Consider the following 11,114-nt stretch of genomic DNA (forward strand, 5'->3'; position numbering starts at 1 on the left):
GTGTGGAATGCGTGTGCGCGCTACCAGCCGACCGTCTTCATCAGCGGCGACCGCTTTGACGGCGGTGCTGCCGATGTCGATGCCGATCGTGACGTCTTTGCGTGACACGGGCGTCACCGTACGCCAGCATTGGCAATCGTGACTCGGGCTTTGGTGACAGCGCCGTTGCGCGGCGACGGGTTCGAAAAGTTGCGGCGGCTGGCCGACGTGGTGTACGACCCGTGGATCGACCAGAAGCCGCTGCGCATCTACACCGCCGAGCAGCTGGCCGAGCGGATCTCCTCGGTGGGTGCCGATGTTGTTGTGGTGGAAAGCGATTCGGTCGGTGGGCCGGTGTTCGACGTGGGACTGCGGGCCATTGCCTCCACCCGCGGCGACCCCAACAATGTCGACGTCGCCGGCGCCACCGCGGCCGGTATCCCGGTGCTGTTCACTCCTGCCCGCAACGCCGACGCGGTCGCTGAGATGACGCTGGCGCTGCTGTTCGCGGCGACCCGGCACGTGCTGGCCGCCGATGCCGACGTGCGGGCCGGACAAGTGTTCCGCGACGGCACGATTCCCTATCAACGGTTCCGGGCCTGGGAAATCGCCGGTTTGACCGCCGGTTTGGTTGGCCTGGGTGCGGTTGGGCGTGCGGTGAAGTGGCGGCTGACGGGGCTGGGAGCGCGGGTCATCGCCTGCGACCCGTACAACGACGAAGCGCAGCACAGCCTCGACGAGCTGCTCGCCGAGGCGGACATCGTGTCGTTGCACGCGCCGGTGACCGACGACACGGTTGGGATGATCGGCGCCAAGCAGTTCGCGGCCATGCGTGACGGCGTGGTGTTCCTCAACACCGCGCGGGCCCAGCTGCATGACACCGATGCGCTCGTCGACGCGCTGCGCAGCGGCAAGGTGGCCGCAGCCGGGCTGGATCACTTTGTCGGGGAATGGCTACCTGTGGATCATCCGCTGACGGGCATGCCGAACGTGGTGCTCACCCCGCATATCGGCGGGGCGACGTGGAACACTGAGGCGCGACAGGCGCAGATGGTGGCCGACGACCTGGAAGCGCTGCTGTCGGGCCGTAAGCCCGTGCATATCGTCAACCCGGAGGTGCTGGCCTCATGAGATTCGTCGACAAGGCTGAGGGCGCGGTGCTGGCAGCCGCCAAGGACATGCTGCGGCGCGGACTGGTCGAGGGAACCGCGGGCAACATCTCGGCCCGCCGCGAGGACGGCAACCTGGTCATCACCCCCTCGTCGGTCGACTACTCGGAGATGACGCTCGAGGATCTGGTGCTGGTCGACCCCGACGGCGGTGTACTGCAAGCTGCCGACGGACGCTCCCCGTCGACGGAGATGAAGCTGCACTTGGCCTGCTACAAGGCTTTCGACGACATCGGCAGCGTGATCCACAGCCATCCGGTGTGGGCGACAATGTTTGCCATTGCCCACCAATCGATTCCCGCGTGCATCGACGAGTTCGCCATCTACTGCGGCGGGGACATCCGCTGCACGGAGTATGCGGCCTCGGGCACCCCGGAGGTGGGCCAGAACGCCGTCAAGGCACTGGAAGGCCGCGCGGCCGCGTTGATCGCCAACCATGGTCTGGTGGCGGTCGGCCCGCGCCCCGATCGCGTGCTGCACGTCACCGCCTTGGTGGAGCGAACAGCGCAAATCGTCTGGGGCGCAAGGGCTCTCGGCGGGCCGGTGCCTATCCCTGAGGATGTCAACGCCGGATTTGCCGGGATCTACGGCTATTTGCGGGCCAACCCGATGTAATCAGGCCTCATCGACCGCGCCAATTGCGCGGCGAAGTGCCGTGGGTGCGGCGGAACAGCCTGGTGAAATAGCCGGGATCTGAGATGCCGACTCGTTGAGCTACCTCGCTGACGGGTAGATCGGTATCCGTGAGGAGTTTGCGGGCCTCGGCCATGCGGCGCTCGATGATCCACTCTTGCACGGTTCGCCCGGTGCGTCGGCGCACCACCGTCGTCAAGTGCCCGGGTGTCATGCCGATCTCGTGCGCCACATCCCGCAGCGACAGCGGCTCGGCGTGGCGGCCGTCGATCACGGCGAACACGTCGGCCAGCAACGGTTCGCCGCTCCGTCGTAGATCGCCAACCACATCGGCGGCCAAGCGCGCCAGGTCAATGAGGAGCAACGTGAGATGCGCCAGCGCCGCCTGTCGGTAGCCCTCTTGCCGCAGGGCAAGTTCCGCTTCGATCGACCCGATCATCGTGTCCCATGCCGGTCGCCGCTCCGCGGGTAGCTCCAGACAGAGCAGTCCGTCGGACTGTCCGTGCAGGAACGGGAACAGCAGCGGATGCGACCGCCACGCCGGCCACGGCGATCGCCCATCGCCGCCCAACGCCGCGGGATCGAAGGACACCGCCACCCCACCGTCCGTCGGGCCCATCTGTGCGGGGTCGATCACTTCCCCTGGCGCCACGACATACACAAGGCCCGCCGGGCGCGCATACCACAACGCCGGGAAGTCGTGAATGTGGCGACCACGTTCACGCACGCCGTCGCGGCTCTCTCGGAACACCGACACCGGAGGTGTGTCCAGATCACTCCGGTATTCGTACACGGGTACGCCGCCGCGATGGCGCACCAATCGGGCTGCTTGCGTCATGCTGCCAAAGATAGTCCCAGTTTCACTAATGATCGCCCAATCACTCTGAGCGCTAGTAGTTCACCATAATCTTATGACCGAACATCGTCTGCATTCCGCAATCAGAGCGATCGGCCGCCAGCACGACTACCTGCCCGCCGCCGGCCACGACCTGCTGTTGCCAAGCTACGACCTCATCGCTCGTCTGTTCGGCATGAACAGGGTTTACGACGTACTCATTGCCCAGGCCGAACTCGCCGACGCCCATCGTGTCCTGGAAATCGGCTGCGGCACCGGAAATGTCAGTATCCGGGCGAAACGTGGTCATCCTGCGATCGAACTCGTCGGCTGCGACCCCGACCCGCTGGCCCTCGCCCGGGCCCAGCGGAAAGCGCGCGGCCTCAGCGGAATTAGCCTCGACCGTGCCTATGCCCAAAAGCTGCCCTACGCGGACGGTGAATTCGACCGGGTGCTGTCGTCGATGATGCTGCACAACCTTGACGACGACGTGAAAGCCGATGCGGCAGCCGAGGTATTCCGTGTGCTGCGCCCCGGTGGCAGACTGCATCTGGTTGATGTCGGCGGCGATATGACCGCCCGCGACGGCCTTGCGGCACGCAGGATGTTGCGCAGCCGCCACGTCACCGGCAACCTCGGCGACTCGATTCCTCGGCTGCTGCGCGTAGCCGGGTTCGACTGCACCGCGGTGGCCACCCATCGGCAGCGCTTCGTCGGACGTCTCACCTACTACCGAGCGACCCGGCCCGCCTAGCGCTGGTCGAAAGCGACTTTCACCGCGCCGCTTTCGCCCTGGTTGGCGATCGCAAGGAAGGCCTCGCGCCACTGCTCCAGGCGGAAGGTGTGAGTAAGCATGGGCCGCAGGTCAATACGGCCGCCGGCGACCAGGTCAAGGTAGTGCGCGATCGCATGCTTGCGTTCGCCGTCGATCTCCTCGACGCCGAATGCGTTGGAGCCAACCCAGCTGATCTCCTTGAAATACAAGGGGCTCCACTCCCAGCGTCCGGGTGCGTGCACGCCCGCTTTCACCAAAGTGCCGCGCGCCTTGAGGACCCGCACGCCGACTTCGAACGTTTCCGGTTTGCCGACAGTGTCGTAGACGACGTCGATGGCTCCGGGAAACGCCATCGGTAGTCCTTGCAGCGGCTGATGCAGCCGGCCACCGCCCCAGGCGACCAGCTCCTCGATCAGCGCCAGCCGTGGTTCGTGGGCAAGCACCTTGGCGGCCCCGAATCGGCGGGCCAGCTCGGCCTGGGCGTCGAAGCGCGCCACCACCGCCACCGCCACATCTGGGTAGAGCGCCCGCAACAGCGCAACAGCGCACAACCCCAATGAACCGGCGCCGTACACCAGCACCCGGCCCGACCGTGGCGGCGGGTGGCGGATAATCGCGTGCAGTGACACCGAACATGGGTCGGCGAACACGGCGAGCTCGTCGGGCACCGAATCGGGAACCGGAAACAGCATGCTGTCGTGAGCGGGCATCAGCTCGGCGTAGCCGCCGGTGACGTCGGCCGATACCCCGGTATGGATGCCGGGTCTGATGTCGCCGTCGCAGAAACTCCAGCACAGGCTGTAGTCGCCGGCTTCACATGCCGGGCAGGGTGGTTCGATGCCGCGTGGCCCGCAGGACAGCCACGGGTTGAGCACCACGCGTTGACCGACATCCAGTCCGCGGGCATTGGGCCCGACCGTCACCACGTCGGCTACCACCTCATGACCCATGACTTGCGGGAACGAACAGAAGGCGGCCAACGCGTTGTCGGTATCGCCCGCGCCGAAGTCGAGCAAGATCTGCTTGGAATCCGACCCGCAGATCCCGGTCAACCGCGGTCTGGTGATCACCCAGTCATCGTGCAGCAACCGAGGATCCGGAATATCTTGCAGCGAAGCCGGACTGCACGCCAGGTTCTTCGCGAGCTGGTTCGCCTCGTCGGGCACCTGGAACGGCTCCGGCGCCACCCCGAAAACCAGCGCCCTCATCGGCGTGCCATCGTGGCCGCACCGCTGATGTAGGCGTCGATGTCGGCGTTTTTGGCGTCGACCACCGCCTTCATGTCGGGCAGGTAATGCTCGAAGCGGTCGCTGCCCAGCGCAGCGATGATGCCTTCCGCGACGTCGTCGGCCGGAACCTTCGGGCCCTGATAAAGGGGTTCCTCGTTGTCGGGCTGGTCCCAGATCTCGGTGTCGACGGGACCCGGCTCGATCAGCTTGACCGACACGCCGGTGCCGTGCAGGTCCACCGCCATCGACTCGCTCCAGCCGCACAGCGCGAATTTACTTGCGCAATAAGCGGCTTCGTGAACAATCCCGAGCCGGCCGCCTACGCTGGCCACGTTGACGATCGTGCCGGCGCCGCGCTCCAGCATCCGGGGCAGTACGGCCAGGGTGAGCCGCATCGGAGCGAAGAAGTTGATCCGCATGACGGTCTCCACCTCGGCCGGGTCCAACGCGGTGATCGCCCGCCGTTTGGGGATGGCGGCGTTGTTGACCAGCACGTCGATGCCGCCCAGGGCGTCCCACACCTCCGCTGCCAGTCGGCCGACCGCCGCGGTCTCGACCAGATCGGCCGCCCACATCGTCGACGCCGCCGACGTCGTGCGGCAGTCGGCCAGGACCTCGGCGAGGCGCTCGGAGCGGCGGGCGATCAGCCCCACCACGGCGCCCTGGGCGGCCAGCCGCCGCGCCAGGGCGGCGCCCACGCCAGACGATGCCCCGGTGATCAGCACCCGTTTGCCCGCCACCACGTAGCCCATGGCCAAAGCCTGGCGCTAGTGGCCTAGCCGTGGCAAGCCTCTGCCGCAGAGTCTTGTTATATTGGCTAAGTAACGAGTGGAGGGTTAGAGATGGCACGCACAGACAACGACACCTGGGATTTGGCCTCCAGCGTCGGGGCGACGGCAACGATGGTCGCGGCAGCCCGCGCGATGGCGACCAAGGCCGAGCATCCACTGATCGACGACCCGTTCGCCGAGCCGCTGGTGCGCGCTGTGGGTGTCGACCTGTTCGCCCGCCTGGCCAGCGGCGAGCTGAAGCCCGAAGATCTCGAGGACGGCGCGGGCGCCGGCACGAACCGGATGGCCGACAATATGGCGGTCCGCACCAAGTTCTTCGACGAGTTCTTCCTCGCCGCCACCAACGCGGGCATCACCCAAGCGGTGATCCTGGCCGCCGGACTGGACTCCCGCGCCTACCGATTGCCCTGGCCGGCCGGCACTACCGTGTACGAAATCGACCAGCCCGAAGTCATCGAATTCAAATCGCGCACGCTTGCCGAGCTCGGCGCAACGCCCACCGCCTACCGGCGCACCGTCGCCATTGATCTGCGCGATGACTGGCCAGCGGCGCTGCGCGCGGCGGGTTTCGACCCGGACAAGCCGACGGCGTGGAGCGCCGAGGGGCTGCTCGGCTATCTGCCGCCGGAAGCTCAGGACCGTCTGCTCGACACGATCACCGAGCTCAGTGCGCCAGGCAGCCGAATCGCCACCGAAAGCGCGCCGAACCGGGATCCGGCCACCGAGGAACGCATCAAGGAACGGATGCGAACTATCTCCGAGCGCTGGCGCAAACACGGCCTGGATCTCGACATGACCGAGCTGGTCTACTTCGGCGACCGCAACGAGGCCGCGGCGTACCTGGCCGACCATGGGTGGCAGATGACCGGCAGCAGCATCCGGGAACTCTTCGAGGCCAACGGGCTTCCGCCCATCGACGAGGACGACATACCGTTCGCCGACCGGCTCTACTTCAGCGGCACGCTCGGATAGGGTTCACCAGTGGCACGAACGCATGACGACACCTGGGATCTGGCGTCCAGCGTCGGCGCGACCGCGACCATGATCGCGGCGGGTCGCGCGATGGCGACAAACCACGGCCTGATCGACGATCCGTTCGCCGAGCAACTCGTCGGTGCAGTGGGTCTGGACTTCTTCGTCAAGATGATCGACGGCGAAATTGATTTTTCGGCGATCGACAACGCGTCGCCGGCACGAATGCAGGCGATCATCGACGGGATCGCCGTCCGCACAAGGTTTTTTGACGACTATTTGGGCCACGCCATGGACGCCGGGGTGCGCCAAGCGGTGATCCTGGCTTCGGGGCTGGATGCGCGCGCCTATCGGTTACCCTGGCCCACCGGGACGGTGGTCTACGAGATCGACCAGCCGCAAGTGATCGACTTCAAGACGGCCACACTGGCCGGTATCGGCGCCCACCCATCCGCAACCCGGCGCACGGTCGGTGTCGACCTGCGTTGGGATTGGCCGGGCGCATTGCGGGCTGCGGGGCTCGATACCACCGCGCCGACCGCGTGGCTGGCCGAAGGCTTGCTGATCTACTTGCCGCCGGACGCCCAGGACCGGTTGTTCGACGACATTACCGCGCTCAGCATGCCGGGCAGCACGATCGCCACCGAATATGTGCCTGGCATCAAGGATTTCGATGCCGACCGGGCTCGCGAGCTCTCCCGTCCGCTTCGGGAGCAGGGTGTCGACATCGACATGCCGTCGCTGGTTTACGCCGGCGAACGCAACCATGTCGTCGACTATCTGGCCGCCAAGGGCTGGGACGTGAGCGCTGCGTCGCGCACTGAACTGTTCGTGCGCAACGGGTTCGACGTTCCTGCACCCGAGGACGACGATCCGCTCGGTGAAATCTTTTATGTCAGCGGCACGTTCGGGAGCTAGAAGTCCGTCTCCCCCGGCCACAGCATGCTCACACCAGTCAGCGCTCGCTCACTTTGCTCGATGATCGTGGCCACCGACCGGCCCAGCAGTGCGGCCACCGCATCCGGCAGCGAAGCTGCGGCAGGCTGCGATGACGGGCGGGGCCGCACGAAATCCCACAGCGACGAGCTCGGGTAGCTGAGGAGGCGCACGTCGGCGTCTTCGTCAAGGCCAGCCAGGATCTTGGCGCGACGCAACGCTGTACGTAGCCCGCCGAGTTCGTCGACCAAGCCCCGCTCGTGGGCATCTTCCCCGGTCCAGATCCGGCCCCGGGCGACCCCATCCACTGCGGCGGTGCTCATCTTGCGGCCCTGGGCAACCCGCTGCACGAAGTCGGTGTAGCACAGGTCGGCTTCGGCCTCGACCAGGGCCTGCTGGTCTGGAGTGAACGGCGCGTTGATCGACCAGGCGTCGGCATTGGCGTTGGTACGCACGGCATCGAATCCGACGCCGAGTTTGGTCTTCAGGTCACGGGCGATGAGTTTTCCGGTCACCACGCCGATCGAACCGGTGATGGTGCCGGGGTTGGCCACGATCGTGTCGGCGGCCACCGCGACGAGGTAACCGCCGGATGCGGCAATTGAGCCCATCGACGCCACCACCGGCTTGCCGCGCTCGCGGGCTTTGTTGACCGCGCGCCAGATGGTTTCCGATGCGTTGACCGTGCCGCCCCGGCTGTCGACCCGCAGCACGATTGCGGACACCGAATCGTCGGCGGCCGCCTCCCGCAGCGCGGCTGTGATGGTGTCGGCGCCGGCAGCGGAGGTTCCGAAGGGCAGTACCCGGTGGCCGCCACGTCCACTGACAATCGGGCCGGAAACCGTGACGACGGCGACCGCGGGCTTGGGCTTGCGGCCCGGAACCGGCGGCACCGGCGGTGCCAGCCGTGGCCCGCCCATCCGAGCGTAGCGCGACAGATACAGCCGAGGCGGCGCATTCTCCGCCGCGTCGGCGTCACCGGTTTCTGGTGATACCCCTTCGGCACCAACAAGTTCGGCGATCCGTGCATAGGCTTCGTCGCGGAAACCGATCCTGTCCACCAGGCCCGAGGTCACCGCGTCGTCACGCAACAGCGGCGCCCGGTCGGCTAAAGCGTCGACGGCTTCGGGGTCGATTTTGCGCGACTCGGCGACCGCCTGCCGCACCTGGCTGTACAGGCTTTCGATCAACCGGGTTTCCGCTTCGCGATCGGCATCGGTGTAGCGGTCCTGTGTGAAACGGTTTGCGGCAGACTTGTATTCGCCCCTGGCCACGAACTGCGGCTCGATGCCGGCCTTGTCGAGCGCTTGCCGCAGGAACAGGGCGTTGGTGGCGAAGCCGACCAGCCCGACCGTTCCCGCCGGTTGCATCCACACTTCGCTGAACGCCGATGCCAGGTAGTAGGACAACGTTCCCGGATAGGTCTCGGCCCACGCCAGCGACGGCTTGACCGCGCTGAATGCTGCGATGGCCTCCCGCAATTCCTGAACCGGCCCGGGCGCGGCTTCTGCGAGCTGCACGCGGGCAACCAGTCCGGCCACCCGCCTGTCGTCGGCGGCGCGGTGGATGGCGGCGACGGCTTCGCGGAGAATCAGCGGTCGACCACCGCTGCTGATCATCGCCAGCGGGTCAAAGCCGCCGGTTTCCGGTGGCACGGATTGCAGGTCCAATTCGAGCACGCAGCCATTCGGGACCCCGTGGTGCCGGGCGGTATCGACGCGGCGGGCCAAGGCCCGTACGTCGTCGACACCGGGGACGCCAGGCAGAAAGGTGAACATGGACCGAGCCTACCGACGTCGGGTTCCCGGCTACCGCTGACGGCCCCGGCCGTACGGTGGTGGGGTGAGGTTTTCGATCTCGATTCCCCAACTGGATGCCACCGGTTTCGACGGCGCAGGGCTGCGGTCCTATCTCAGCCGGGCCGAAGAGCTGGGGTTCGAAGGCGGCTGGGTGCTCGAGCAGATTGTCGGCGAGGCACCGCTGCTGGCGCCGCTTGAGCTGCTGGCGTATTCGGCGGCCTGCACCGAACGACTCCGCTTGGGCGTCGCCGTTTTGGTCTCGTCACTGCATGATCCGCTACAGCTGGCCGCCGCGGTGACTGCCGTCGACCGGCTCAGCCATGGGCGACTCGATGTCGGAGTCGCTCCCGGCGGCGGATTTCGTCAGTTCTCTGCCTTCGGCGTCGAGAAGGCGACATTTGTGCGGCATTTCACCGAAGGCCTGCAGCTGATGAAGGCGGCTTGGTCCGACGAACCGCGAGTGACGTTTCACGGCCGGTTCCGTCAGGTCGACAACCTGCCCATCCAGCCTAAGCCGGTGCAGCGCCCGCATCCGCCGATCTGGTTCGGCGGTCAAGCACCCAAGGCACTGGCCCGGGCGGTGCGCCACGGGGACGCCTTCCTCGGCGCCGGTTCGTCGACCACCGCGAAGTTCGCCGAAGCGGTGAAAACAGTGCGCCGCGAGCTCGCCGAGCAGGGCAAGGATCCGGGGCAGTTTGCGATCGGCAAGCGGGTCTACCTCATGGTCGACGAAGACGCGGGCCGGGCTCGGGAACGTGTGCTGGCCGGGCTGCGCCGTATCTACGGCACGATGCCGGGTGTGGAGGACGTGCCGGTCTCCGGCACGCCCGACGACGTCGCGGCTGGATTGCGTGAGGTTATCGATGCAGGCGCGCAGATGATCCTGCTCAACCCGGTCGGCGACAATCTTACCCAAGACCGCGAGCAGATGGAACGCCTTGCAGCAGAAGTGATTCCGCAGCTGCATTGATTGTCGGGACGGGACCCACATCCGCCACAGGAGTCGCGTCTGACAGACGACATGCGCAAGCCGTGCCTCACGTCTTTGTTCACCGCCGCCCATTCATCTGCTCTCGCCAGCCGCTCGCGGTATAACCACTCAATGGTTCTCAAAGTGACCGTGTCGCCAGATTTGGTTGGCGGAGACGTCGACGAGGGTTACGGCAAGGTCGCCGACGCGTTTCGCGCCAACTTTGCCCGCGGCCGCGAGGTCGGGGCCGCGGTCGCGGTTTATCGGGACGGCGTGAAAGTCGTCGACATGTGGGGTGGCTACCGCAACGGCATCACCAAGGCGCCGTGGCGGCAGGACACCTTGGTCAACATGTACTCGACGACGAAAGGTGTTGCGTCCCTGGCCATCGCCGTCGCCGCCTCTCGCGGGCTCATCTCCTACGACGCCAAGGTCGCTGATTACTGGCCGGAATTCGCGCAAGCCGGCAAGGCTGAGGTGACGGTGGGACAGTTGCTATCTCACCAAGCCGGACTACCCGCGCTGGATGCCCCGTTGCGACTGGCCGACCTGAGCGACCCGCACCGACTGTCTGCGGTGTTGGCCGCACAGACCCCGGCCTGGCCGCCCGGCACCCGGCATGGCTATCACACCCTCACCTTGGGCTGGTATGAGTCCGAACTCCTCCGGCACGCCGATCCGGCAGGCCGGACACTCGGCCGGTTTTTTGCAGACGAGGTCGCTGCTCCTCTGGGCCTGGAACTGTACATCGGATTGCCGGCCGCGGTAGACCGAAATCGCGTCGCCTACTTGCATGGCTGGAAACGCCGGGAGGCGTTGTTGCACCTCAACACGATGCCACCGAAATTCGCGGTGGCCCTCTTGAATCCGTTCGGCTTGGCCGCGAGAACCGTCAAGCTTCCTAATGACGTCGACGTCATGCGCGATTTCAACCGCGACGAGGTGCGCACCGTCGAGATGCCTGCGGCCAATGGGATTGGCACCGCCCGTTCGGTCGCCAAAGCATACGGTTGCACGGGAACCGGT

12 protein-coding genes are annotated in these 11,114 nt (G+C 66.4%); 7 read left to right on the forward strand and 5 right to left on the reverse strand.

Translation table 11 applies throughout. The features are described from left to right. A partial coding sequence (locus VFA16_RS09995; RefSeq protein WP_324967669.1) for a hypothetical protein occupies window positions 1-108 on the reverse strand: 108 nt, incomplete at its 3' end. 21 nt (window positions 109-129) lie between these two features. On the opposite strand from VFA16_RS09995, the gene VFA16_RS10000 reads away from it, so the two are divergent. Beyond that, complete coding sequence (locus VFA16_RS10000; protein WP_324967659.1) at window positions 130-1,110, forward strand: NAD(P)-dependent oxidoreductase; 981 nt, start codon at window positions 130-132, stop codon at window positions 1,108-1,110. Further along, window positions 1,107-1,763, forward strand: a complete 657-nt coding sequence (locus VFA16_RS10005) for an L-fuculose-phosphate aldolase (RefSeq protein WP_324967660.1) — start codon at window positions 1,107-1,109, stop codon at window positions 1,761-1,763. Before VFA16_RS10000 ends, VFA16_RS10005 begins: the two co-directional genes overlap by 4 nt. A gap of 7 nt (window positions 1,764-1,770) precedes the next feature. On the opposite strand, the gene VFA16_RS10010 is transcribed toward VFA16_RS10005, so the two are convergent. Then, a complete protein-coding gene (locus VFA16_RS10010) occupies window positions 1,771-2,619 on the reverse strand; it encodes a helix-turn-helix transcriptional regulator (RefSeq protein ID WP_324967661.1) in 849 nt (282 codons plus the stop codon). A 73-nt stretch (window positions 2,620-2,692) separates the two neighbouring features. Here VFA16_RS10010 and VFA16_RS10015 point away from each other — a divergent pair, with 73 nt between their 5' ends. After that, window positions 2,693-3,370 carry a class I SAM-dependent methyltransferase gene (locus VFA16_RS10015; RefSeq protein ID WP_324967662.1) on the forward strand — a complete coding sequence of 226 codons (678 nt, stop codon included), beginning with the start codon at window positions 2,693-2,695 and terminating at the stop codon, window positions 3,368-3,370. On the opposite strand, the gene VFA16_RS10020 is transcribed toward VFA16_RS10015, so the two are convergent. Then, window positions 3,367-4,599 carry a zinc-binding dehydrogenase gene (locus VFA16_RS10020; protein ID WP_324967663.1) on the reverse strand — a complete coding sequence of 411 codons (1,233 nt, stop codon included), beginning with the start codon at window positions 4,597-4,599 and terminating at the stop codon, window positions 3,367-3,369. The two genes, VFA16_RS10015 and VFA16_RS10020, sit on opposite strands and share 4 nt — an antisense overlap. Then, window positions 4,596-5,360 carry an SDR family NAD(P)-dependent oxidoreductase gene (locus VFA16_RS10025; protein WP_324967670.1) on the reverse strand — a complete coding sequence of 255 codons (765 nt, stop codon included), beginning with the start codon at window positions 5,358-5,360 and terminating at the stop codon, window positions 4,596-4,598. The genes VFA16_RS10020 and VFA16_RS10025 overlap by 4 nt, the downstream gene beginning before the upstream one ends. Window positions 5,361-5,462: 102 nt before the next feature. On the opposite strand from VFA16_RS10025, the gene VFA16_RS10030 reads away from it, so the two are divergent. Further along, window positions 5,463-6,383 (forward strand): class I SAM-dependent methyltransferase, encoded by a 921-nt coding sequence (locus tag VFA16_RS10030; RefSeq protein ID WP_324967664.1) that lies wholly within the window; start codon window positions 5,463-5,465, stop codon window positions 6,381-6,383. A 9-nt stretch (window positions 6,384-6,392) separates the two neighbouring features. Next, the gene (locus VFA16_RS10035) at window positions 6,393-7,301 is read left to right on the forward strand and encodes a class I SAM-dependent methyltransferase (RefSeq protein ID WP_324967665.1); all 909 of its coding nucleotides are present in this window, start codon (window positions 6,393-6,395) and stop codon (window positions 7,299-7,301) included. On the opposite strand, the gene sppA is transcribed toward VFA16_RS10035, so the two are convergent. Then, complete coding sequence (gene sppA / locus VFA16_RS10040; RefSeq protein WP_324967666.1) at window positions 7,298-9,097, reverse strand: signal peptide peptidase SppA; 1,800 nt, start codon at window positions 9,095-9,097, stop codon at window positions 7,298-7,300. The genes VFA16_RS10035 and sppA overlap by 4 nt on opposite strands. 64 nt (window positions 9,098-9,161) lie before the next feature. On the opposite strand from sppA, the gene VFA16_RS10045 reads away from it, so the two are divergent. Together VFA16_RS10045 and VFA16_RS10050 are read left to right on the forward strand one after the other, a co-directional pair. Continuing rightward, window positions 9,162-10,088, forward strand: a complete 927-nt coding sequence (locus VFA16_RS10045) for an LLM class flavin-dependent oxidoreductase (RefSeq protein ID WP_324967667.1) — start codon at window positions 9,162-9,164, stop codon at window positions 10,086-10,088. 132 nt (window positions 10,089-10,220) lie between these two features. After that, a partial coding sequence (locus VFA16_RS10050; RefSeq protein WP_324967668.1) for a serine hydrolase domain-containing protein occupies window positions 10,221-11,114 on the forward strand: 894 nt, incomplete at its 3' end.

The sequence above is a fragment of the Mycobacterium sp. genome (assembly GCF_035653355.1).
Taxonomy (GTDB): Bacteria; Actinomycetota; Actinomycetes; order Mycobacteriales; family Mycobacteriaceae; genus Mycobacterium.

Excerpts from the sequence above, each read along its gene's own strand:
- VFA16_RS10015 (WP_324967662.1), top strand. The coding sequence starts at position 2,693 with ATGACCGAACATCGTCTGCATTCCGCAATCAGAGCGATCGGCCGCCAG.
- VFA16_RS10030 (WP_324967664.1), top strand. The coding sequence starts at position 5,463 with ATGGCACGCACAGACAACGACACCTGGGATTTGGCCTCCAGCGTCGGG.
- VFA16_RS10020 (WP_324967663.1), bottom strand. The coding sequence starts at position 4,599 with ATGAGGGCGCTGGTTTTCGGGGTGGCGCCGGAGCCGTTCCAGGTGCCC.
- VFA16_RS10010 (WP_324967661.1), bottom strand. The coding sequence starts at position 2,619 with ATGACGCAAGCAGCCCGATTGGTGCGCCATCGCGGCGGCGTACCCGTG.
- VFA16_RS10005 (WP_324967660.1), top strand. The coding sequence starts at position 1,107 with ATGAGATTCGTCGACAAGGCTGAGGGCGCGGTGCTGGCAGCCGCCAAG.
- sppA (WP_324967666.1), bottom strand. The coding sequence starts at position 9,097 with ATGTTCACCTTTCTGCCTGGCGTCCCCGGTGTCGACGACGTACGGGCC.